This window comes from Flintibacter sp. SJQ-8, assembly GCF_054108085.1.
The window spans coordinates 408,834-431,662 of the sequence record NZ_JBPJWR010000004.1; the positions used below are offsets into that span (position 1 = coordinate 408,834).

Genomic DNA, 22,829 nt, shown 5'->3' on the forward strand with positions numbered 1-22,829 from the left:
GCAGGCAAGCCAAACTGGCTCGTCTGCGCGGCTTCTTTTTGTGGTTTAGGGATGGCGCTCAGGTGTTGTAGCTGTCGAACATGTCGGTGATCTCCTTCTCCGGCGCGGGAGTCGCCAGAGAGACCACGACGATGGCGCACAGGGCGCACAGGAAGGCGGGCAGCAGCTCATAGATGTTGAAGATGCCGCCGATAGGGGCCACCAGGAACTTCCACACAAAGATCATCACGCCGCCCACGATCAGACCGGCCATGATGCCCTGGCGGTTGCTCCGCCGCCAGAACAGGGCGCACAGCATGGTGGGGCCGAAGGTGGCGCCAAAGCCCGCCCAGGCGAAGGAGACGATCTTGAACACGTTGCTGTTGGGGTCGGCGGCCAGGAAGATGGCGATAAAGGCGATGACCACCACCGTCAGCCGGGCGGCCAGCATGTTCTGCTTGGGGGTCAGCTTCACGCCGAACAGGTCCTGGAGCACGTTCTCCGAAAAGGCGGAGGAGGCGGCCAGCAGCTGAGAGTCGGCGGTGGACATCGTCGCCGCCAGGATACCGGCCAGGATGCACCCGGCGACGACGGCGGGCAGGATGCCATAGCTGGACAGCAGGTCGGCCAGGCGGACGATGACCGTCTCGGTGGCGCTGCCCTCCAGGGCAGGGATGCGGCCCACGTTGGACACGGCGTGACCCACGATGCCGATAAACACGGCCACGGCCATGGAGATGACCACCCAGCTGGCGGCGATGCGGCGGGAGAGCTTCAGCTCGTCCTCGTGGCGGATGGCCATAAAGCGCACCAGGATGTGGGGCATGCCGAAGTAGCCCAGGCCCCAGGCCAGCATAGACACGATGCGGATGACGCCATAGGGCTCGGCGGCGCCGGTAGCGGCGTTATAGGTCTGGTCAAAGCGCAGGAAGCCGGGCAGGCTGCGGGCGTGCTCCAGCACGGCGTCCATGCCCCCGGCCTGGACCACGCCGAAGACCACGATGATGGCCAGGGCCACCGTCATGATGATGGACTGAATGAGGTCCATGGTGGCCACAGCGCTGAAGCCGCCCACGGAGGTATAGCTGATGATGACGATGGCCCCCACGATCACAGCCACCATGTAGTTCCAGCCGAACAGGCTGTTGAACAGCTTGCCGATGGCCGCCAGACCGGAGGCCACATAGGGCACGAAGAACACCAGGATGATAACGGCGGAGATGCCCATGATGACGGGCTTCTTCTCCCCATAGCGCTTGGAGATAAAGCTGGGGATGGTGATGGCGTCCAGGTGGACGCTGTACCGCCGCAGACGGCGGGCCACCAGCAGAAAGTTCAGATAGGTGCCCGCCACCAGACCGATGGCGGTCCAGCTGGCGTCGGCCACGCCGCTGAGATAGGCAAGGCCCGGGATGCCCATGAGCAGATAGCTACTCATGTCCGAGGCCTCGGCGCTCATGGCGGTGACCAGGGGGCCCATGCCCCGTCCGCCCAGGTAAAAGCCCTCGGAACTCTTCTTAGACCGGCGTCCGATCATCACGCCGGTGAAGATCACCATACACAGGTACAGGATGATGGTACCCATGATGATCATTTGTATGGTAGTCATATCTCTCCTCCTCTTGCTCTGCCCCCGGCACACATCCGGCGGCACGGTTTCTTCATTATAGCACACAAATTTCTGAAATAAAATACAGAACAAAGTACAGACTGAATTCTGTACTTTGTTCTGCTTTAATTATTTGAACACTTGATATCACAGCATTTTTTAACCGTACTGAAATTCGATTTGAAACTAGGACAAAGAAAATATTTCAGTCCTTCTTCTGATACAGCTCCGCCAGCTGCTTGAATTTGGGCAGGGCCACGGTGACCCGCTCCTCGGGCACGCAATAGGCCAGGCGGAAGTGGCCGGGGCAGCCGAAGGCCGTGCCGGGCACCAGGAACAGGTCCAGCTCCGTGGCTTTTTTGCAGAAGGCCACGTCGTCCGGCTCCAGAGACCGGGGGAACATATAGAAGCTGCCCCCCGGCTCCACGCAGGAGAAGCCATACTCCGTCAGGGCGGCGAACAGCCGGTCCTTGTTCCGCTCATACACCTCCAGCTGGCTGGTCAGGTCGGCGCAGCGGCCCACCGTCAGCTGCATCAGGGTGGAGGTGCCGTTGCAGCCGATGGTCCGGGAGACCTGAGGGCACACCTCCGCGATGGTCAGGGCCTGCTCCGCCTTGGGGTTCACCGCCAGATAGCCAATGCGCTCCCCCGGCAGGGACAGGGACTTGGAGAAGGAGTAGCAGGTGATGGTGTTGTCATAGAACCGGGCGGGGTAGGTCTCCTCTGTCCCGGTGAACAGCAGCTCCCGATAGGGCTCGTCGGAGATGAGATAGATGGGGTGGCCGAACTGGTGCTGCTTCTCTTCCAGCAGGGCGGCCAGCCGCGTCAGGGTGGCGGAGGACAGCACCATGCCCGAGGGGTTGTTGGGGGAGTTCACCAGCACCGCGGTGACGGCGGGGTTCAGGCGCTCCTCCAGGGCCTGAAAGTTGATCTGGAAGGAGTCCACGTCCGCCGGGACCACCGACAGGCGCAGCCCGGCCCCCTGGACATAGGGGCGGTACTCGGGGAAATAGGGGGCAAAGACGATGATCTCGTCCCCCGGCTCGGTCACCGCCCGCAGGGCGTGGCCCAGGGCCCCCGCCGCACCGCTGGCCATGAACAGGTGCTCGGGCCGATAGTCCATGCCGAACCGGCGGTTCAGGGACTGGGCCAGCTGTGCGCGGACCTGGGGCAGCCCGGCGCTGGGGCCATAGCTGTGGATCTGAAGGGTGGGGGTGTCGTTCAGGATGTCATGGATGGTCTGGTTCACCGCCTCCGGCGCGGGCACCGAGGGGTTGCCCAGGCTGAAGTTATACACATTCTCCTCGCCGATCTCCTGGGCGCGGCGCTTGGCCATCCCGGCGATCTCGAAAATAATGTCCTTTTCCGACAGCATATCCACATAGCGTTTTGACAGCATCCTGACCATCTCCCAAATATTTTTCGCGTTGGTTTTCTATACACTAGCACGATAGAGAATGAAAGTCAATGGACACCTTGCAACAAAAACTTGATAACTTGGGAGTATATTTTTTCCGAGCGTCGTTTTTGCGATAACGATTCAAAAAATGGGGGTCATTTTAAATCGTCGAGCCGTATGCGCCGATATGATTCAAAAAACGACGCCGATTTTGAATCGTTCCGCTCCACGTACAAATATGATTTAAAAAACAGTGCCATTTTTGAATCGTTCTGCCATACACGCAGAAATGGTTTAAAAAGCACCCCCGTTTTTAAATCGTTGTCGAAAATATCTGCGTATCGGTTCAAAAAATATCCCGATTTTAAGATGTACGTCCCCGTACAACGGACCTCCATTTTATCTTTTAAGATGAAGAGGGAGGTTAGATCATATGGAATACGGATACATTCGGGTGTCTACCCTGGATCAGAACGAGGACCGGCAGCGGCGGGCCATGGCGGAGCGGGGCGTCCCCCGGGAGCGGATGTTCATCGACAAGCAGTCGGGCAAGGACTTCCACCGCCCGGCCTACGCCCGGCTGCTGCGGCGGCTGCGGCCCGGTGACCTGGTCTATGTGCTGAGCATTGACCGGCTGGGGCGCAACTATGAGGAGGTGCAGAACCAGTGGCGGGTGCTGACAAAAGAAAAAGCCGTGGACATCTGCGTCATCGACATGCCCCTGCTGGACACCCGCCAGGGAAAGGACCTGCTGGGCACCTTCATCGCCGATTTGGTGCTGCAAATTTTGTCCTTCGTGGCCCAGAACGAACGGGAGAACATCAAAAAACGCCAGGCCGAGGGCATCGCCGCCGCCAAAGCCAGGGGCGTAAAATTTGGCCGTCCCCCCGCCGTCCTGCCGGAAAATTTCCACGCCGTCCACAAAAAATGGCGGGATAAAAAAATAACACTCCGCCAGGCCGCCGAAGCCTGCGGAATGCCGGTGGGGACATTTTACGCCAAAGCAAGGAAGTTTGAGGAGGGGGAAAAGTGAGTGGAAAGTTTGGAAAAGTGTACTTTTATAAATTTATGCCCTCCTTTTCAACAAATTCAGTTTAACACGCTTTTATGCTATTTGCAATAGGATTTTGGGATATAGTTCCCTTGATTTTACTGATTTGTAAAAGTACACAATAAAAAATCGAAGGAGAGAAATTAACATGGTAACAATGTCTGAGAAGATGAATGCTCTTACAAATCTCATGCAGCAAGGTATTTTAACCACAGAAGAATTTGCGAATGTAGTGTCTGCACTGAACGGATCTGGGGTTCCGGCGGTAGCTCCAAAGGAAAAAAGTCCGTTAGAAATTCAATATGATGAGGTTTTCTCTAATCATATTATCAATGCGTTCAAATCACCTGCCTCCTGTAAATGGCCCGAATTAACTACTGATATGATCGTCAAAGGGACTCTGAAATTCGATGCTAAAGAAAATCAATGCACCTATATTGACACATATATTGATGCACCAAACTCGTATGGTGCAATGTTGCGACAGAAAATCAGGTTGGTTGTTGACGAAAATGGAAAAATTACAAGAGCACTCCAAGAACTCAAAACAAGCGGCGTGACACTACTGGGGATGCTGGCAAACGCAGCATTAAAAGATAGTTGGGGGGATATCTGCAAACTCTAAAAAACATCATGAGAAGATAACAGAAACACGGGGGTGAAGTGATGGAAAAACTCTGCAAAAAATGCGGACATGAGATCGATGGAAAAAGTCTTATATGTATGTATTGTGGTGCGACAATCGCTGACACGGATATACAACCAGAGGTTCGAAAGAAGATGCAGGAAAAACTTGATGAAAACTCATCAACAAACGATGGAACATCAATAAAAGCGTTTGGTGCCTTTTTAATCATCATAGGTATCGTTGCGGATGTTATATCAATGTTCCTTATATCTTCTGGCAGTTTTGAAGTATTCAATGCAATTACTATTGGAGGAACAATTTCGTTTTTAATTGGTCTTGCGCTTGTTAGTAATAGTTAACGAAAAAACATTAAGATAACTCAAGATGAGTTTGATATAAAGAAGTAAACTCCGAAGTTATAATGCTATTTAGGAAAAGTTTTTTGCAGAATAGGAACACTATATGGCTACAATTTCTGATCGTAACCCCTCTTGGATAAGGTGGATTGCACCGGAACATTTCAATAATCAAGATTTATTTAGGATTGTAATTTTTTTCGTCTTTCATTCTCCGTGCTCCAATTTATCCTCAATGGGGAAAACGCTAATTGAATATGGTTGGAATACCCCTTGGAGGAAACCGTATTATTTGAATAAACAACTTCGCCAAGCAGCAACATCACATGAACTGATTTACTCGGCTAAAGGGTATGATGAAATGGATGTAGCCTTAGAGAAAGCGGATTTGAAAGAAACATTTCCATCTGATTTTTCTCGTGAAAGAATCTGTATCTATGATAATCAGAGAAATCAGTTTCTAAGTGTATTCTACCATATCAGAAATGCATTTGCACACTGTCGGTTGAACATGGTTGATATTGACGGAGAATGTGTATTTGTTCTTGAGGACGTTCAACCAAAAAAGAATTCTACCCAATTAAAAGTATCAGCAAGAATGATTCTGCGAAAAAGCACTTTGATTAAATGGATTGATTTAATTGAAAACGGCGAGTGCGAGTATAAAAAGACGCAGAATTAAAATTTCCTTGGTAAGGGCGCACTTTCACACTCTTCTGTTGGGAGTATATGCGCTCCGTCAGCCAGACAGCCCGGACGACGGTTTGGTCGTCCGGGCTGTCTTATATCCTATCACAATTTTACATCTTCGGTTTCTTCCCCTCCCGCCCCACGGCTCCGGTCTCAATTTCCAGGCGGTTCATTTTCCGTTTGCGGGCGGCGGAATAGGACAGCTTTTCCACCAGGGTCGTGGTGTCCCCGGCTTCGATGGCCTGGCGGTAGGTGCGGATGTTGCCCTCCAGCTCCTCCAGGGCGCTGCCCAGGGCCTTGGAATTCATGGTGAACAGCTGGGTCCACAGTGGCACATCCAGGGCGGCCACCCGGGTACAGCCCCGGAAGGAGTCCCCCTCGAAGCCCTGATACTGGAACAGGCTGGGGTCATCGCACACGGCCACGGCGATGATGTGCATCATCTGGCTGGTGTAGGCGATGATGGCGTCGTGGTTTTCCGGCGTGGTCTTGACGATGTTGGCGCAGCCGATGTGGACGGCCAGGCGCTCCATCAGGGCCACGTGCTCCGGGCGGGACTGGTCGTTTGGCGTGAGGATATAGTGGGCCCCGTGGAACATGTTGACCAGGGCGTGCTGGATGCCGGAGAACTCGGTGCCCGCCATGGGGTGTCCGCCCACGAAGGACACGGTGTCGGGCAGGACCTTGGCCCCCTCGAAGATCGCGCCCTTCACACCGCACACGTCGGTGACCATGGCCCCGGGCTTGAAGTGGTCCCGGTGCTCGGCCATAAAGTCCACGATGCCCTGGGGGTGCAGGCACAGGAACACCAGGTCCCCCTCCGCCAGGGCTTTGGCCGGGTCTGGCTCCACCCGGTCCACAATGTCCTGCTCCAGGGCATAGCGCAGGGTGGGCTCGCTCACGTCCACGCCGATCAAATCAAAATCTTCAAAACCGCGCAGGGCCTTGGCCATAGAGCCGCCGATCAGGCCCAGTCCCACGATGACAATGTGTCTGCTCATAAGTGATTCCTCTTTTCCCCGGCCCGGTGTTGACCGGTTATCGGGAACACTTTAACACATTTACCCGTTGAAGTCAAGAGAAAGAACATGCGCCCCGCCGGAGTTTTGTACGCTCCGGCGGGGCGCAGGGATGCATGATATCAGTTCTTCAAGCTCTGCATGGGCGCGGGGATGCGGCCGCCGCGGGCGATGAAGTCGTGGGCGGAGAAGGGGTGGACGGGCTGCACGGGGGCGGAACCCAGCAGGCCGCCGAACTCCACCGTGTCGCCAACCTTACAGCCGGGGGCGGGGATCAGGCGCACGGCGGTGGTCTTGGTGTTCACCATGCCGATGGCCGCCTCGTCGGCGATGATGGCGGACAGGGTCTCTGCAGAGGTGTCGCCGGGGACGGCAATCATGTCCAGGCCCACGGAGCACACGCAGGTCATGGCCTCCAGCTTGTCCAGGGTCAGGGCGCCGGAGGCGGCGGCGGCGATCATGCCCTCGTCCTCGCTGACGGGGATGAAGGCGCCGGACAGGCCGCCCACAGAGGAGGAGGCCATCACGCCGCCCTTCTTCACCGCGTCGTTGAGCAGAGCCAGGGCGGCGGTGGTGCCGTGGGTGCCGCAGACCTCCAGACCCATCTCCTCCAGGATGCGGGCCACGCTGTCGCCCACGGCGGGGGTGGGGGCCAGGGACAGGTCCACGATGCCGAAGGGGGTGTCCAGGCGGCGGCTTGCCTCCTGAGCCACCAACTGGCCCATGCGGGTGATGCGGAAGGCGGTCTTCTTGATGGTCTCAGCCACCACGTCGAAGGGCTGGCCCTTCACGGCCTGGAGGGCGTGGTGGACCACACCGGGGCCGGAGACGCCCACGTTGATGACCCGCTCCGGCTCGCCCACGCCGTGGAACGCACCGGCCATGAAGGGGTTGTCCTCCACGGCGTTGCAGAAGACCACCAGCTTGGCACAGCCAAAGCCGCCCTTGTCGGCGGTCCTGTTGGCCAGATCTTTGATGGTCCGGCCCATCAGGGCCACGGCGTCCATGTCGATGCCGGCCTTGGTGGAGCCCACGTTCACGCTGGCGCAGACGATGTCGGTGGTGGACAGGGCCTCGGGGATAGACGCGATGAGCTTGCGGTCGGCGTCGGTCATGCCCTTCTGCACCAGGGCGGAGAAGCCGCCGATGAAGTTCACCCCGCAGGTGTGGGCCGCCCGGTCCATGGCCTGGGCGAAGGGGGTGTAGTTGTCCGTGTCAGAGGCGGCGGCCACCAGGGCGATGGGGGTGACGGAGATGCGCTTGTTGACGATGGGGATGCCGAACTCCTTTTCGATGGCCTCGCCGGTGGCCACCAGCTTTTCGGCGTAGCGGGTAATTTTATCGTAGACCTTGTCGCAGGCCACCTTCACGTCGCTGTGGGCGCAGGACAGCAGGGAGATGCCCATGGTGATGGTACGCACATCCAGATGCTGCTGGTCGATCATCTGGATGGTCTGCATGATCTCGTGTTGATTGAGCATAAAGAACCTCCTGTATCAGATGCGGTGCATGGCGTTGAAGATGTCCTCCCGCTGGATGCGGATGGACAGCTCCTGCTCCTTGCCCGCCTGCTCCAGCAGGTCGGCCATCTCGCCGATGGAGGCGGTGCAGGCGGCGGTGTCCACCAGCATGACCATGGTGAAATAGTCCTGGAGCACGGTCTGGCTGATGTCCAGAATGTTGATGTTGTGCTGGGCCAGCAGGGCACACACAGCGGCGGTGATGCCCACCCGGTCCTTGCCGATAACGGTAACAATGGCTTTCATAACGGGATGTTCCTTTCTGTTTATAAAATCATGATTTGACAATATCGTATATTAGCTCAGCTCGTCCAATGTTAAAGAAAAGCCCTCCAAAAAGTTATCCATGAAATATTGCAGGGCGGGGATGGGGTCGCGGCAGAGGGCGGCGTAGGTCTGCTCCTTGGCCTTTTTAAACTCCAGATTGCCGCCCTTGACCTCCTCCACACACTTGAGATAGGCCGACAGCTTGTCCGCCGCCTTGACCACCGCCCGGATGTTCTCGTCCGGGATGGTGATGGCGGGGCGAAACTCCTCCCGCAGGTCGTCGGGGAGCATGGACAGCAGCTTCTCCTCGGCCACCGACTCCACCTGTTTATAGGCCTGCTGGATGGCCGGGTTGTCATATTTGATGGGGGTGGGCATGTCGCCGGTCAAAATTTCGCTGGCGTCGTGATACAGGGCCGCCACCGCCGCCTGGCCCGGGTCGATCTGGGGGCCGAAATAGCGGTTCTGGATGACGGCCAGGGCGTGGGCCAGCACGGCCACCATGTGGGAGTGCTCCTGGATGTTCTCCACGTCCGTGTTGCGCATCAGACCCCAGCGGTTGATATAGCGCATCCGGGCGATCATGGGGAAAAAGCTGCCGGACATGGCGCGGCCCCCTTTCGTGAAAAAACAGCGTCAGACTGCTTTAGCAGACATTTTACCACAGCGCCCCGGGAATGTAAATCGGAAAGTCAGCCGGAAATCAACCGACAAGGAGTTGACGGCGGCAAAAAAATTGCGGATAATGGGAGCAAACGCATCCGGCACGCACATGGGGGAGGGCCATTTCATGGGAAAGAAAAACACACGGAACACCAAGGGGCGGATCATCCAGGCCGCCTGGCGGCTGTTCTATCAGCAGGGCTATGACGACACCACCGTGGACGAGATCATCCGGGACTCGGGCACCTCCCGTGGGTCCTTCTATCACTATTTCGAGGGGAAGGACGCCCTGCTCTCCTCCGTGTCCTTTCTGTTCGACCAGAAGTATGAGGAGCTGATGGAGACCATGGACCCGGACATGGACTGCTTTGACCAGCTGATGTATTTAAACCGAGAGCTGTTCGCTATGATCGAGAACTCCATCTCCCTGGACCTGCTGGCCCGGCTGTACTCCTCCCAGCTCATCACCCGGGGGGACAAGCACCTGCTGGACCACAACCGGACCTATTATAAGCTCCTGCGGCAGATCGTCCTCCAGGGCCAGCAGCGGGGGCAGCTGCGGGGGGACGTGACGGTGAGCGAGATGGTCCGGGTCTATGCCCTGTGCGAGCGGGCGCTGATCTATGACTGGTGCCTGTCCGGCGGGGGCTATTCCCTGCGGCGAATATGGCCAGACCATGATGCCCATGTTCTTTCAGGGCTTCCGGGCCAAGGCGGGGCAATAACTTCCCCGGGCGGCCCTTTTCTTTTCCACAGCGCTGTGCTATACTGCAAAAAGAAGCCCGGCCAGCCGCTGGGCTGACCAAAATTTGTTGTAATAGGAGAAAAGCGTCCATGGAATTTTACGCCACCCTCGGCGCCGCCTGTCAGAAGCGGGAGACGCTGGAGCAGATGTTCCGGGCCGGGATGACCGGCATCCGGCTGAACCTGTCCCACACCTCCCTGGCCCAGTGCCGCCCCCTGCTGGAGAGCCGCTTTTTCCCCGCCGCCCGGGCCGCCGGGGTCGCCCCCCAGTTGATGATCGACCTCCAGGGGCCGGAGCTGCGGGTGGGTCAACTGCCCTATCCCATCGACCTGCGGGAGGGGAAGGACGTGCTGCTGGGAGACGGGGGCATTCCGGTGCCAGACACGGTGCTGGATATGGCCCAGCCGGGGCGCAAGATCTCTCTGGACGACAGCGCCATGCTGCTGGAGGTCCGCCGGGCCAGCCACTCGGTGCTGCTGTGCCGGGTGCTGCGGGGCGGAACGCTGCTCAGCCGGAAGAGCCTGGCGGTACTGGGGGTGGACACCCCCGCCCCCACCCTCACCCGGGAGGACCTGGCCAATCTGGACCTGGCCGGGGAGCTGGGCGTGACCTGCGTCATGCAGCCCTTTGTCCGGGGACGGAAAGATGTGGAGAACCTCCGTCAGGCTCTGGACCAGCGGGGCCTGAACATCCCCATCATGGCCAAGATCGAAAGCCGCCAGGGGGTGGAACGGCTGGACGAAATTCTGTCCGCCGCCGACCGGCTGTGCATCGCCCGGGGCGACCTGGGGAATACTATGCCCCTGTGGAAACTTCCGGGGGTGCAAAAGCGCATCGCCCGCCGGTGCCGGGAGGCGGGAAAACCCTTCTGCCTGGTGACCCAGCTGCTGTGGTCCATGCAGGAGAACCCCGTGCCCACCCGGGCGGAGGTGGCCGACATCTATAACGGGGTGCTGGACGGGGCCGCCGCCCTGATGCTCACCGGCGAGACCGCCATCGGCAAGCACCCGGTGGAGGCCATGACCTATCTGGCCAAAACCGCCCGGTGCGCCATGCGGGACATGGAAGAGATGCAAACGCAAGAGGAGACTTGATATGAAAACCCTTTTATTTGTGGACGCCTGTATGCGGGGCCATGAGCAGTCCCGCACCTACGGCCTGTGCCGCCACTTCATTGACGAGTATCTAAAGACCCACCCGGAGTTCCAGCTGGTCCATCGGGACCTGACCGCCGGGGACCTGCCCCAGCTCACCGGCCCCCTGTCCGACCAGCGGGAGGAATGGCCCGTCACCCAGCCGGACGATCCCCTCCTCTCCCCCGCCCGGGAGGTGGCCGGGGCGGACGTCATCGTCATCGGCGCCCCCTATTGGGACCTGACCTTCCCCGCCGCCCTGAAGGTCTATCTGGAGTGGGCCAGCCTGAACAACGTGACCTTCCGCTATACCGACGGGGGCAAGCAGGAGGGCCTGTCCCGGTGCGCCGACCTGATCTTCATCACCACCGGCGGCGGCCCCATCCAGGGGAAAAACTTCGGCTATGACTATCTGAAGGCCCTGTCCAGCATGCTGGGCATCCGCCGCACCCACTGCGTCACCGCCGAAAACCTGGACGTCCAGGGCAACGATGTAAATGCCATTCTGGACCGGGCAAAAGAAGCGCTTGATAAGCTGGCCAAGGCGCTGTAACCAAACATCCCGCTCCGCAGAGATCCTCTTCTGCGGGGCGGGATGTTTTTGTTTTTATTTCAGCAGCTGGGGATAGTCGGTCCTGCCGTTGACCACGCGATAGACGAAGACGCTTTGGCCGATGACCTTGTAGACACAGACCAGGTCGCCGCACAGGACCTTGCGGAACTCCCGGCGGGCCAGCTCCGGGTCGGGGTGCTGGGCGCCCATATAGGGGAAGTCTCCCAGGCGGGCCAGGGTATCCAGCAGGGCGTCGGTGATCTTTTTGGCCGACGCGGCCCCGGCCAGGCGAAGATAGACGTCGGAGATGCGGTCAATGTCCTGCCAGGCGGCCAGGAGGATCTCCACCTTATACTTGCCCATGGGTATACTTCTCCTCCAGCCGCGCCCGGACCTCTTCAATGCTCAGGGTGGGCGCGCCGGACAGGCGGGAGAACTCCGCCTCCAGAATGCTGGCCCGGTGCTCCAGCTCTCGCTCCCGCCGCTCATAGGCGTCTACGCTCATCACCACAAGGTCGGCCTCCCCCTTGTTGGTGATGACGATGGGCTGGCCCGATTCCTTGGCCAGGGCGGCCACCTGGGGATAGTCGTTTCTCAGGGCAGTGGACGGCTTTAAGTTCATGTCCCACACCTCCTATCGTTTTACTGATAGTATTCTATCATGCTTTGAGAAATATGAGAAGCCCTGTTTTCCTTGCCTGTTTTCGCAAATACTGATATACTGACTCTTGAATCACCGCCCGGGATGCCGGGCAGAGGGGAGCGCAACATGAACAAGCTGATGGTCCTGGACGGCAACTCCATCGTCAACCGGGCCTTTTACGGCGTGAGCTCGAACCTGACCACCCGGACGGGCCAGCCCACCAACGCCGTGTTTGGCTTTTTGAATATCCTGAACAAGCTGCTGGACGAGGAGCAGCCCCAGGCCCTGTGCGTCACTTTTGACCGCAAGGCCCCCACCTTCCGCCACCTGGCCTACGAGGGCTATAAGGCCCAGCGCAAGCCCATGCCCGAGGAGCTGGCCAGTCAGATGCCCATTCTGAAAGAGGTCCTCTCCGCCCTGAACATCCCCATGTACGAGCTGGACGGCTGGGAGGCCGACGACCTGATTGGCACCATCGCCAAGACGGACGAGCGCGCCGGGTGGGACACGGTCATCGTCACCGGGGATAAAGATTCCCTCCAGCTGGTCACCGACCACACCACCGTAAAGCTGGTGTCCACCCGCATGGGCCGCACCACCACCAAGGACATGACCCCGGAGACCTTTCGGGAGGCCTATGGCTTCGATCCCATCCACATCATCGACCTGAAGGCCCTGATGGGGGACGCCTCGGACAACATCCCCGGGGTGAAGGGCATCGGGGAGAAGACGGCCATGGCCCTGCTGGCCCAGCAGCCCTCCATCGATGGGCTGTATGCCAACTTAGACCAGATGGACGTAAAGCCCGCCGCCCGGAAAAAGCTGGCCGAGGGCGAGAAAGACGCCCGCATGTCCTATGACCTGGCCACCATCCACACCGACGCGCCCATCGACTTCAAGCCCGAGGACAACCTGTGCCAGAAGCCCGACGAGCCGAAGCTCTATCAGCTATTTTTAGACCTGGAGTTTGCCAAGCTCATCGACAAATACCACCTCACCGCCCCCCAGGGGGAGGGCCAGGCGGAGGAGACGGCGGACCTCCCCTGTACCTGCACCAGCGAGACGGTCACGGACCGGGCGCGGATGGAGGAGCTGCTGGCCCTGTGGCGCACCAAGGAGCGGGTGGACGTGCTGGCCCTGTCCAGCCTGGACGTGGTGTGCGTGGAGTGCTGGCTGTCCCCGGAGGAGAGCCACGCCGCCATCTTCCGGGCGGACAGCCTGGACTGCTATAACGACTTTTTGAAGGGGCTGTTCGCCCCCGACGTCAAAAAGGCTTCCCACGGGGTGAAGGCCCTGTGCCGCGCCCTGCTGGCGGAGGGCATCGCCCCCGGCGGCTTTGTCTTCGACACGGAGGTGGCCGCCTATCTCCTGGCCCCCGCCGACGGCAGCTACGATCTGGAGAAGCTGGGCCTGACCTATTATAACCACCAGTTCCCCAAGGCCGCCGACTATCTCGCCGATGGGGCCTTCGGCCCCCTGGCCGACCTGGCCGTGTCCTGCGGGGCCATCACCTCCCACTGCGCCCTGATCGGCGCGCTGGTGGACACCCTGACCCAGCGGCTGAAGGAGCTGGGGATGTGGGAGCTGTATCAGACCGTGGAGCTGCCCCTGTGCCCCGTGCTGGCGGAGATGGAGACGGAGGGCTTTCTGGTGGACCGCAAAGCCCTGGCCCAGTTTGGGGACATGCTCTCCGTGAGCATCCAGACCGTGCAGAAAAACATCTTCGACCTGGCGGGGGAGGAGTTCAACATCAACTCCACCCAGCAGTTGGGCCGCATTTTATTCGATCAGTTGGGGCTGCCTCCGGTGAAGAAGACCAAGACGGGCTATTCCACCAACGCCGACGTGCTGGACAAGCTGCGGGGCTCCCACCCCATCATCCAGGAGATTTTGGACTATCGCCAGCTGACCAAGCTGAAATCCACCTATGTGGACGGCCTGGGCAAGGTCATCGGCCCCGACGGGCGCATCCACACCTGTTTCCAGAACACCGTCACCGCCACGGGCCGCCTGTCCTCCACCGAGCCGAACTTGCAGAATATCCCCATCCGCACCGAGCTGGGGGCACAGCTGCGCAAGATGTTCGTGGCCCCGGCGGGCCGGGTGCTGGTGGACGCGGACTACTCCCAGATCGAGCTGCGGCTGCTGGCCTGCATGGCCGGGGACCAGGCCATGATCGACGGCTTCAACTCCGGGGAGGACATCCACCGGATCACCGCCTCCCAGGTGTTCGGCGTGCCCCAGGAGGAGGTCACCCCCCAGATGCGCCGCAGCGCCAAGGCGGTGAACTTCGGCATCGTCTATGGCATCTCCCCCTTCTCCCTGTCCCAGGACATCGGCGTCACCGTGGCCCAGGCCAAAGAGTATATGGAGAAGTATTTCCAGCACTATTCCGGGGTGCGGGCCTATATGGACGGCGTGGTGGCCCGGGCCAAGGCCGACGGCTATGTGACCACCCTGTTTGCCCGCCGCCGGTGGGTACCGGAGCTGAAGTCCTCCAACTTCAACACTCGCTCCTTTGGCGAGCGGGTGGCCCTGAACGCCCCCATCCAGGGCACCGCCGCCGACGTCATCAAGGCGGCCATGATCCGGGTGCGGGACCGGCTGCTGGCCCAGGGGCTGAAGGGCCGCCTGGTCCTTCAGGTCCACGACGAGCTGATCGTGGAGTGCCCCCAGGAGGAGGCGGAGGCCGTCCAGCGCCTGGTGAAGGAGGAGATGGAGGCCGTGGTCTCCCTCCCCGTCCCCCTGGTGGCCGACACCGCCGCCGGGAAGAGCTGGGCCGACGCCCATTAACGCCTGAAAACCACAAAAGACCAGGAAGCCGTGCAGCCACAGCTTCCTGGTCTTCTTTTGCATCTTTTGGTCTCTAAATTATTTCTGCGCCGCCAGATAGGCCTCCGGCCCCGCCTGATACAGGTCGCCCCCGTGGGCGTCCAAAATCACGGTGAGGGGGAAGTCCTTCACCTCCAGGCGGCGGACGGCCTCACAGCCCAGGTCCTCCCAGCAAATTACCTCCAGGCTCTCCACGCTGGCGGCCATCAGGGCCCCGGCCCCGCCCAGGGCGGCCAGATAGACGGCCCCGCTGCGCACCACCGCATCTTTTACGGCCTGGTTCCGGGCGCCCTTGCCGATCATAATAGACTGGCCCAGGTCCAGCAGCCGGGGGGAATAGGCGTCCATGCGCCCGCTGGTGGTGGGTCCGGCGGAGCCGATGACCTGGCCGGGGCGCTCCGGCGTGGGCCCCACGTAATAGATGGCCGAGCCCTCCAGGGGGAAGGGCAGGGGCTTTCCAGCGTCCAGCAGCTCCATCAGCCGCTTGTGGGCCGCGTCCCGGGCGGTGTACACCACGCCGGACAGCAGCACCGTGTCCCCCGCCTTTAACGGGGCCAGGTCCTCCCGGGTCACCGGGGTAGTCAGATGATATTGCATGAAAACTCCTCCCCTCTCACAGCTTGGCCGTGGCCCGGCGGGTCACGTGGCAGCTGACGTTTACCGCCACCGGCAGCCCGGCCACGTGGGTGGGGGCCGCCTCGATGGACAGCCCCAGGCAGGTGGTCTGGCCGCCAAAGCCCTGGGGGCCGATGCCCATGGCGTTGATCTCCTCCAGCAGCTCCCCCTCCAGCTGGGCGTAATAGGGGTCGGCATTGGGCTGGTCGATGGGCCGCAGCAGGGCGTGCTTGGCCAGATAGGCCACCTTGTCAAAGGAGCCGCCCACGCCGACGCCCAGCACGATGGGCGGGCAGGGGTTGGGTCCGGCCTGGCGGACGGTGTCCAGCACAAATTTCTTCACGCCCTCCACCCCGTCGGCGGGCTTGAGCATCCCCAGGCGGCTCATGTTCTCGCTGCCAAAGCCCTTGGGGGCCACGGTGATGACGCAGCTGTCTCCGGGCACCAGGCGCAGGGTGATGGCGGCGGGGGTGTTGTCCCCGGTGTTTACCCGGCGCAGGGGGTCGCCCACGATGGACTTGCGGAGATAGCCCTCCCCATAGCCCCGGCGGACCCCCTCGTGAACGGCCTGCTCAAAGTCCCCCTCAATGTGGACGTCCTGGCCCAGCTCCACAAAGACGCAGGCCATGCCCGTGTCCTGGCAGATGGGCAGGTCCTTCTGTTCGGCCAGCTCCATGTTGTCCCACAGCAGGCCCAGGGTCTCCTTGGCCAGGGGCCAGGGCTCCTCCTTCCGGCGGCGGTCCAGGACGGCCACAATGTCCTCGGGCAGGTGGGTGTTGGCCTGGATACACAGCCGGGCCACCGTGTCCGTGATGGCGGCAGCGGTGATGGTACGCATACAGTTCTCCCTCTTTCTCTTTGGGTTTGATAGGTCCTATTGTAGCAGAGAATGATGCAAAAAGAAAGCATGACCGGGGCCGGTCATGCTTTCCAAACTGAATTATTTTGACAGAACTTTACGGATAGTATTGAACTCCCGTCCACAGCGTCCTGGCGATGCCCTTGTTTTGCACGGCCTGCGTGCCGCCCAGGGCCTGGACGCTCTGGAAGGGATAGCGCAGCCAGTGGATCTGGTGGTGGAGGAAGGCATAGGCGAAATCGCCGGTGTACTCCTCCCAATCGGGCACCTGGGCGGTGTAGGCCAAGTATCCCCGGGCCTGCTGGGCGTCGCGGGGCACAGAGAAGGGGAACCAGGGGGAATAGTGGCTGTAGCCAAAGCGCTCCAGCTCCAGGCTGGCAAAGAAGCGCCCCCACTCGGACAGTTCCTCGGCGGTCTTGCCCCCGGCCAGCTTCACCTGGGGGAGGACGGCCTGGGTCTCCCCGTCCACGTCCCACAGCAGCCGGGCGGCGTAGTCCGTCGCCTGGTAGTTGCCGCTGGGGTCCACGGTGAAGACCTCCTGGATGCGCTGCCCGGGCATCTCCTTCAGGTCGAACCAGTAGTACCACCGGAGTTGGCCGTCGGACAGCTCCACCAGATAGGCGGACAGCTCCCCGGCGGTGCCGTCCTCCAGAGTCTGGCGCTCCGGGACATCCTCCCCATTCTGAAAGCGCTGGGCCTGCTTCACAGACACCGCTCCGGCGCAGCGGTCCAGCTCCTCCGGGGACAGGGCCTGGACCAGGCTCTCGTCCATCCCCAGGGCGGTCAGGTTCTGGGCGGCGGCCTGCTGCTGGGCGGAAAGCTCCGGTAGAGGTTCGGCGGGACCGACGAAGCAGCGGCTGCTCAGCCACAGGGCGGGTATTGTGGCCGCAACGGTGACGGCCAGCACCAGACCCAGCACCGTCCGGCCAGACAACCGCACCGGCGCGGGAGCGATGGCATAGCCCCGGCCGGACAGCACATCCCGCTCCTGGGCGATGCACCACAATAGATAGAGTTCCAGAATGATAAAGGCGATGCTCCGGCCATAATAGACCAGGCCGTTGGTGATGGTCACGCCCAGCATGGCGGGCTCGGTGCAGGGGTCCAGCTCGCACCACAGGGCCACGGCGATGGCGATCACATAGGCCACAAGCCCCCGGCCCAGCCAGTCCCGTGGCGGCGTTTCGTCACCCTCTCCCCCACCCAGCAGGGCGAAGGCGGTGCGGCTGCCCTGGCGCAGGGAGAGGAGCATGAGCAGATTCACGGCCTGCAAGGCCCAGGTCAGGCTCCAGTTCAGCCAGGGGATCGCCCCGATCCGATCCAGCACCGGGGTCCCCCCCAGCACCAGCACGGTCATCTGGACGGCCAGGTGTATCCCCGCCATGATCCAGCCCAGGTGGAACCACCGGTTCTCCCGGCGGAGGGAGCGATAGCCCAGATAGAGCAGGGTGGCCCCCAGCAGGGGCAGGAGATATTGCAGATAGAACACTTCCAGCCGGAAGGTACACAGGGCCAGGCCCCACAGAATGCGGCCCACGGCGCTGTGCCAGGGGGTGCAGAGGTCCAGCTCCCCTGGAACGGGGGGCAGCTGGCCCATCTGGTCCATCAGGGCGCGGTCAAAGGAGTCGTTGGTCATGCAAGCTCCCCTCCCATCTGCTTTTGCAGCTTTTTTCGGATGCGGTACAGCCGCCCCTCCACCGCCCGGGCCGTGGTGCCCAGCTCGGCGGCCATCTGCTGGGTGGACTGCAAGTAATAATACTTCCGGTAAAACAGCGCCCGGTCCCCGGCGCTCATGGCGCTCAGCAGCCGGGACAGGGTCTCCAGCCGCTCCTTTTGCAGCAGGACCTCCTCCGGGCCGGGAGCGGGATCGGCCACGGTCTCGTCCAGGGTGCCCCTCCGCTCCCGCTGCCGGGCCTGGGCGCGGAGCCGGTCATAGGCCGCGTTGCGGCACAGGGCGGTGAGCCAGGTGGCGGGGGAGGATCTCTCCCGGTCATAGCTCTCCCACCGCTCCCACACCCTGGCGCGCACCTGAGCCAGGCACTCCTCCTGCTCGTGGGGGTCGGACAAAATGCCCCGGACGACATAGGCCATCATGGGCCCGTGCCGCTCCAGCAGGGCCTCGATCTCCTCGTGACGGGGGACAGCGGCCATCCGGCTCACCTCCTGTTCTTCTCTCTTTGCCTGTATATACGCCCCAGCGGCCCCTATCCCACGGAATATTTTTTATTTTTCAAATAAATGTGGTCCACAGGCCGCCGAAGACCAGGGCCGGGAGCATATTGGCCACCCGCAGCTTGGTGTCAAAGGCCAGGTTGGCCCCCACGCAGAAGATGAGGATGGACCCCAAAAAGGACAGGTTGTCCACCACCGCCGGGCTGAACACCGGGGCCAGCAGTCCGGCCAATAAAGTGATGCTGCCCTGAAACACTCCCACGGGCAGGGCGGAGAACAGGGCACCCTTGCCGTAGGTCGCCGCGAAGACCATGACGATGAGACAGTCCAGCACCGCCTTGGTCAGCAGGGTGGACGGGTCGTGAGACAGGCCGTCTTGAATCGATCCTACCACCGCCATGGCCCCGATGCACACGGTGAGGGAGGCGGTGACAAAGCCCTGGACGAACTGGCTGTCCCCGCCCCGGTCCGCCTTGGCCTTCAGCCAGGCCCCCAGGCGTTCCATCTTGTCGTCCAAGTCGATCCACTCCCCAACTAACGTGCCCAGGGCCAGGGCGAAGATCATGCCCAGGGTGTCCTTCACCCCCGTCCCGGCCAGGGCGCCGCCCTCGGCCCGCAGCAGGCCGGGCATGGCCCCCGCCGCGCCGATGAACACCACGGCCAGACCCATGGTGCGCATCAAGGCCCCCTGCCACCGCTCCGGCAGTCCGCCCTTCAGCAGCAGCCCCAGCCCGCCCCCGGCCAGAATGGCCAGCACATTGGCCAGCGTCCCCAGTCCCATCATAAAACACAACTCCTTTTTAAGTCTCTCCCATTATAGCGGTGGGCAAAGTCCTTGTCAAAAGCGCAAAAGGGCCCCGCCGTCCTGTTTATCCAGGACGGCGGGGCCGGAAAGAAGGGGGGGTAAGACGATAGAGAAACGCGGGGGATATCAGAAGGGGCCGTAGCCGATCTGCACGGCGATGGCCAGGAAGATGAAGGCCACCACCCACCACATCAGGAACAGGGGGAACAGGTACTTGGCCCACTTCTTAAAGGACACGCCGCCGCACATGGCCAGGGCGGCCAGGATCTCGCCGCCGGTGGGGGCCATCACGTTGGTGAAGGCGTCGCCCAGCTGGAAGGCCAGGACAGAGGTCTGGCGAGTGATACCCAGCATATCAGCCAAGGGAGCCATAATGGGCATCGTGATGGCGGCCTGACCGGAACCGGAGGGAACCAGCACGTTGAACAGATCCTGTACCACGAACATACCGCAGGCAGCCAGAGTGGGGGGCAGCCCGTTCAGCAGGCTGGACAGGAAGTGGATGATGGCGTCCATAATGTTGGCCTCCTGAAGCAGGATGACCACGGAGTTGGCCAGACCGATCATCAGGCAGGGGAACAGCATATTGCCGCAGCCCTTTTCGAAGTGGTCGCAGATCTCGCTGGGACGCAGGCCGCCCACCAGGCCGCCGATGATGCCGATGGCCAGGAAGATGCCGGACAGCTCGTCGATCCCGAAGCCCAGGTTGACAATGCCCCACACGGTGAGTGCCAGACCGATGATGAACACCACCAGCGTGAGCTTCTGCCGGGTGGTCAGCGGGGTACCGCTTTCGGTGTCGATGGTCAGATTCTGGGCGGTGATCCGGTCGATTTCATAGGTGGAGCTGAGGGTGGGGTTCTTCTTCACCCGGCGGGCGTGCCAGGTGACGTAGCAGATGCTCACCGCCAGCAGGCACAGGAACAGGGGCACACGCAGATTCATGCCGGAGAACATGGGCAGGCCCGCAATGCTCTGGGCCACGCCGGTGGTAAAGGCGTTGGTGATGGCGCCGCCGTAGCCGGAGGCCGCCGCGCAGAAGATGATACCTACGGCCGTCAGCGAGTCGAAGCCCATGGCCAGACAGCAGGCCAGGACCAGGGGAACGAAGGCCAGGAACTCCTCAAAGTTGGCGCAGAAGGCGGAGCCGCAGCCGAAGACCAGCATACACACGGGAATCATCAGCAGCTCTTTGCCCTTCATGGCCCGAACCACGTTGGCCATTCCGGTCTCGATGGCCTTGGTGCCGTTCAGGATGGCGAACATACCGCCAATGACCAGCAGGAAGGCAATGATATAGGCGGCGTTCTGAATGCCCAGGGACACGGACATAAGCAGGGTAAACAGGGAAATCGGATTGCGGTCTACGGTGTGGTAGCTGCTGGGGTCTACGATCTCTCGGTCGATCGCCGCGTCATAGACTCGGTCGTAGCTGCCGGCGGGGACGATGTACGAGGCCACCGCCACGATGAGGATGATCGCCACCAGGAACAGCATCGGGTTTACGGCTTTCAGTTCTTTTTTCTTTTTCTCTCCCATTTTGATCTTCTCCTTATTGCATTGCTTCTTATTGCTCCTTATCGTTCCTTCAATATAGAGATATCTTCCCCCCAAAATACGCGCTGCGCTGCCGTGTAAGGCGGCGGGGAGTTATACCCGGCACTCGGTCAGGATGCCTCGCAGCAGGTCGTATACCCGCTGGGTGGAGGAGACACTGACCTGTTCCGATGGGGAGTGGAAATTCCAGCAGTCCGGACCGATGGCGATGGCATCCAGATCCGGTTTGTACTGGGAGAACAGACCCACTTCCAGTCCGGCGTGGACAGTGAGGTACTCCGGTACATGACCGAACTGACGAACGTACACCTGCTCCGCCGCCTGGCGCAGAGGGGAGTCGGGCTGAAAGTCCCAAGAGGGATACCGGCAATCCGTTTGACACTGGCCGTTGAGCAGTAGGGCCAGCTGCTGGATGCGCTGGCAGAGATAGTCGGCTAGGCTGTCCCGGGCGGAGCGGACCTCAAAGACCAGGCGCAGCCCGTTCTGATCCAGATAGCACTCGCCCATGTTGTCCGAGGTATCCACCAGGCCCACCAGCGTCTCGTTCATCTGATAGATGCCGTCGGGTGCCAGCAGCAGGGCGGCCAAAAAGCGGTCTGGCTGACTGCACCACTCCGGCTTCTGGGTGGGCCTGGCCTGAACGGTGATCTTGTCCCCTGTGGCCGACAGCTCCCGGCGCATCGTCTCCTGCTGCTGAGCCACCAGGGCGGTGAGCTCCTGCTCCCGCTCCTGGGGGATACACACCACCGCTTTGGCCTCCCGGGGGATGGCCAGGCGGAAGGTACCGCCCTTCACGGGGCCCAGCTTCATCTCGCCGGACTGGCTCAGAGCCAGCAGCACCCGGGCCAGCAGGGTGGTGGCGTTGCCGTGGCCCCGGTGGATGTCCTCCCCGGAGTGGCCGCCGTGGAGACCGTCTACCGCAAGTTCAAAGGCGCTCCATCCCTCTGGCACAGGGCCGGAGGCAATGGGCACGGTAAGCTCTGCCGAGATCCCGCCGCAGCTGCCGCACAGGATCTGCTTTTCGTTGGCGTGATCCAGATTGATCAGGCGCGTGGCCGTCATCTTGCTCACGTCAAAGTGCTCAGCACCGGAAAAATCATCCTCCTCCGCCGTGGTGAACAGCACCTCCAGTGCGGGGTGGCTCAGGGTGTCGTCGTCCAGCACCGCCATGGCCATGGCCACGCCGATGCCATCGTCGGCACCCAGGGTGGTCCGTCTGCCGGTGGACAGGATGTCACCGTCCAACTCCCAGTGGATGGGGTCCTTCATAAAGTCGTGCTCTGCTTCAGGCGCCTTTTCACACACCATGTCCATGTGGGCCTGAAGCATGATCCCGGGGGCACCCTCGTATCCCGGGGTAGCGGGCTTGCGGATCAGGATATTCAGCTTCTCGTCCTGCTCTGCCTCCAGCCCCCGTTCCCGGGCCCAGCGGAACAGAAACTGACTGATCTGCTCTTCGTGCTTGCTGGGGCGGGGGATGTCGCTGATGACACGGAAAAAGCGAAACACAGGATGGTTGCAAAGGGCCTCTGTGGCTGCTGACATAATAAACTCCTCCTAACGTCACGTTGCTCCGGTTTAAAATGTTAACAAGATTATTTTATAATCAGGATTATATTTTAACAGAAGTCGTTTGTCAATAGCGTTTTGTAAAGTTCGCTTTCAGGCAGGATACACAGTTTTGACAGCCTAATACCGGAAAAAACCGTAAAAATAGGGGCCGTTCTCAACAGA

23 protein-coding genes are annotated in these 22,829 nt (G+C 60.8%); 8 read left to right on the forward strand and 15 right to left on the reverse strand.

The genetic code is table 11. The features are described from left to right. Nucleotides 1-58: 58 nt before the first annotated feature. A complete protein-coding gene (locus tag ACSAMP_RS02955; protein ID WP_457799444.1) occupies nucleotides 59-1,588 on the reverse strand; it encodes a sodium/proline symporter in 1,530 nt (509 codons plus the stop codon). Between the two features lie 205 nt (nucleotides 1,589-1,793). Further along, nucleotides 1,794-2,987, reverse strand: a complete 1,194-nt coding sequence (locus ACSAMP_RS02960) for a pyridoxal phosphate-dependent aminotransferase (RefSeq protein ID WP_457799445.1) — start codon at nucleotides 2,985-2,987, stop codon at nucleotides 1,794-1,796. A 433-nt stretch (nucleotides 2,988-3,420) separates the two neighbouring features. Here ACSAMP_RS02960 and ACSAMP_RS02965 point away from each other — a divergent pair, with 433 nt between their 5' ends. The 4 genes from ACSAMP_RS02965 to ACSAMP_RS02980 all read left to right on the forward strand — a co-directional run bounded on the left by ACSAMP_RS02965 (nucleotide 3,421) and on the right by ACSAMP_RS02980 (nucleotide 5,704). After that, nucleotides 3,421-4,020 carry a recombinase family protein gene (locus ACSAMP_RS02965; protein ID WP_457799446.1) on the forward strand — a complete coding sequence of 200 codons (600 nt, stop codon included), beginning with the start codon at nucleotides 3,421-3,423 and terminating at the stop codon, nucleotides 4,018-4,020. Between the two features lie 166 nt (nucleotides 4,021-4,186). Next, nucleotides 4,187-4,663: a hypothetical protein gene (locus tag ACSAMP_RS02970; protein WP_457799447.1), complete on the forward strand. Its 477-nt coding sequence runs from the start codon at nucleotides 4,187-4,189 to the stop codon at nucleotides 4,661-4,663. A gap of 41 nt (nucleotides 4,664-4,704) precedes the next feature. After that, nucleotides 4,705-5,025 carry a hypothetical protein gene (locus tag ACSAMP_RS02975; protein WP_457799448.1) on the forward strand — a complete coding sequence of 107 codons (321 nt, stop codon included), beginning with the start codon at nucleotides 4,705-4,707 and terminating at the stop codon, nucleotides 5,023-5,025. A gap of 103 nt (nucleotides 5,026-5,128) precedes the next feature. After that, nucleotides 5,129-5,704: a hypothetical protein gene (locus tag ACSAMP_RS02980; RefSeq protein ID WP_457799449.1), complete on the forward strand. Its 576-nt coding sequence runs from the start codon at nucleotides 5,129-5,131 to the stop codon at nucleotides 5,702-5,704. 118 nt (nucleotides 5,705-5,822) lie between these two features. Here ACSAMP_RS02980 and ACSAMP_RS02985 read toward each other — a convergent pair whose 3' ends face one another. From ACSAMP_RS02985 to yfbR, 4 genes are all read right to left on the reverse strand, one after another. After that, nucleotides 5,823-6,713 (reverse strand): prephenate dehydrogenase, encoded by an 891-nt coding sequence (locus tag ACSAMP_RS02985; RefSeq protein ID WP_457799450.1) that lies wholly within the window; start codon nucleotides 6,711-6,713, stop codon nucleotides 5,823-5,825. 140 nt (nucleotides 6,714-6,853) lie between these two features. Next, nucleotides 6,854-8,212, reverse strand: a complete 1,359-nt coding sequence (locus ACSAMP_RS02990) for a PFL family protein (RefSeq protein WP_227146434.1) — start codon at nucleotides 8,210-8,212, stop codon at nucleotides 6,854-6,856. 15 nt (nucleotides 8,213-8,227) lie between these two features. Then, nucleotides 8,228-8,497, reverse strand: coding sequence for an ACT domain-containing protein (locus ACSAMP_RS02995; RefSeq protein ID WP_147563360.1), 270 nt, complete (start codon nucleotides 8,495-8,497; stop codon nucleotides 8,228-8,230). 51 nt (nucleotides 8,498-8,548) lie between these two features. Then, on the reverse strand, nucleotides 8,549-9,124 hold the full coding sequence (yfbR, locus tag ACSAMP_RS03000) for a 5'-deoxynucleotidase (RefSeq protein WP_441795006.1): 576 nt from the start codon (nucleotides 9,122-9,124) through the stop codon (nucleotides 8,549-8,551). Between the two features lie 184 nt (nucleotides 9,125-9,308). Here yfbR and ACSAMP_RS03005 point away from each other — a divergent pair, with 184 nt between their 5' ends. Genes ACSAMP_RS03005 through ACSAMP_RS03015 form a run of 3 tightly spaced genes read left to right on the forward strand, consistent with a single transcriptional unit; the run spans nucleotide 9,309 to nucleotide 11,612 of the window. Further along, nucleotides 9,309-9,983: a TetR/AcrR family transcriptional regulator gene (locus ACSAMP_RS03005; RefSeq protein WP_457799451.1), complete on the forward strand. Its 675-nt coding sequence runs from the start codon at nucleotides 9,309-9,311 to the stop codon at nucleotides 9,981-9,983. 32 nt (nucleotides 9,984-10,015) lie between these two features. Beyond that, on the forward strand, nucleotides 10,016-11,020 hold the full coding sequence (locus tag ACSAMP_RS03010; protein ID WP_457799452.1) for a pyruvate kinase: 1,005 nt from the start codon (nucleotides 10,016-10,018) through the stop codon (nucleotides 11,018-11,020). A 1-nt stretch (nucleotide 11,021) separates the two neighbouring features. Beyond that, complete coding sequence (locus ACSAMP_RS03015) at nucleotides 11,022-11,612, forward strand: FMN-dependent NADH-azoreductase (protein WP_441795003.1); 591 nt, start codon at nucleotides 11,022-11,024, stop codon at nucleotides 11,610-11,612. A 54-nt stretch (nucleotides 11,613-11,666) separates the two neighbouring features. Here ACSAMP_RS03015 and ACSAMP_RS03020 read toward each other — a convergent pair whose 3' ends face one another. Together ACSAMP_RS03020 and ACSAMP_RS03025 are read right to left on the reverse strand one after the other, a co-directional pair. After that, a complete protein-coding gene (locus ACSAMP_RS03020) occupies nucleotides 11,667-11,975 on the reverse strand; it encodes a type II toxin-antitoxin system RelE/ParE family toxin (protein ID WP_441795002.1) in 309 nt (102 codons plus the stop codon). Continuing rightward, nucleotides 11,962-12,234 (reverse strand): type II toxin-antitoxin system prevent-host-death family antitoxin, encoded by a 273-nt coding sequence (locus tag ACSAMP_RS03025; RefSeq protein WP_441795001.1) that lies wholly within the window; start codon nucleotides 12,232-12,234, stop codon nucleotides 11,962-11,964. The genes ACSAMP_RS03020 and ACSAMP_RS03025 overlap by 14 nt, the downstream gene beginning before the upstream one ends. Nucleotides 12,235-12,381: 147 nt before the next feature. Between ACSAMP_RS03025 and polA the strand changes: the two genes are divergently transcribed. After that, nucleotides 12,382-15,048 carry a DNA polymerase I gene (polA, locus tag ACSAMP_RS03030; RefSeq protein ID WP_457799453.1) on the forward strand — a complete coding sequence of 889 codons (2,667 nt, stop codon included), beginning with the start codon at nucleotides 12,382-12,384 and terminating at the stop codon, nucleotides 15,046-15,048. Nucleotides 15,049-15,126: 78 nt separating this feature from the next. On the opposite strand, the gene ACSAMP_RS03035 is transcribed toward polA, so the two are convergent. The 7 genes from ACSAMP_RS03035 to pepD all read right to left on the reverse strand — a co-directional run bounded on the left by ACSAMP_RS03035 (nucleotide 15,127) and on the right by pepD (nucleotide 22,640). After that, on the reverse strand, nucleotides 15,127-15,684 hold the full coding sequence (locus ACSAMP_RS03035) for a Fe-S-containing hydro-lyase (protein ID WP_441794999.1): 558 nt from the start codon (nucleotides 15,682-15,684) through the stop codon (nucleotides 15,127-15,129). A 16-nt stretch (nucleotides 15,685-15,700) separates the two neighbouring features. After that, nucleotides 15,701-16,540 carry a fumarate hydratase gene (locus ACSAMP_RS03040; RefSeq protein WP_457799454.1) on the reverse strand — a complete coding sequence of 280 codons (840 nt, stop codon included), beginning with the start codon at nucleotides 16,538-16,540 and terminating at the stop codon, nucleotides 15,701-15,703. 118 nt (nucleotides 16,541-16,658) lie between these two features. Continuing rightward, nucleotides 16,659-18,197: a hypothetical protein gene (locus ACSAMP_RS03045; protein WP_457799455.1), complete on the reverse strand. Its 1,539-nt coding sequence runs from the start codon at nucleotides 18,195-18,197 to the stop codon at nucleotides 16,659-16,661. Beyond that, on the reverse strand, nucleotides 18,194-18,712 hold the full coding sequence (locus ACSAMP_RS03050) for an RNA polymerase sigma factor (RefSeq protein ID WP_457799456.1): 519 nt from the start codon (nucleotides 18,710-18,712) through the stop codon (nucleotides 18,194-18,196). The genes ACSAMP_RS03045 and ACSAMP_RS03050 overlap by 4 nt, the downstream gene beginning before the upstream one ends. A gap of 79 nt (nucleotides 18,713-18,791) precedes the next feature. Then, the gene (locus tag ACSAMP_RS03055; protein WP_457799457.1) at nucleotides 18,792-19,517 is read right to left on the reverse strand and encodes a DUF554 domain-containing protein; all 726 of its coding nucleotides are present in this window, start codon (nucleotides 19,515-19,517) and stop codon (nucleotides 18,792-18,794) included. 147 nt (nucleotides 19,518-19,664) lie between these two features. Then, a complete protein-coding gene (locus ACSAMP_RS03060; protein WP_457799458.1) occupies nucleotides 19,665-21,077 on the reverse strand; it encodes a YfcC family protein in 1,413 nt (470 codons plus the stop codon). 111 nt (nucleotides 21,078-21,188) lie between these two features. Then, nucleotides 21,189-22,640, reverse strand: a complete 1,452-nt coding sequence (gene pepD, locus ACSAMP_RS03065) for a beta-Ala-His dipeptidase (RefSeq protein ID WP_457799459.1) — start codon at nucleotides 22,638-22,640, stop codon at nucleotides 21,189-21,191. Nucleotides 22,641-22,829 lie beyond the last annotated feature (189 nt).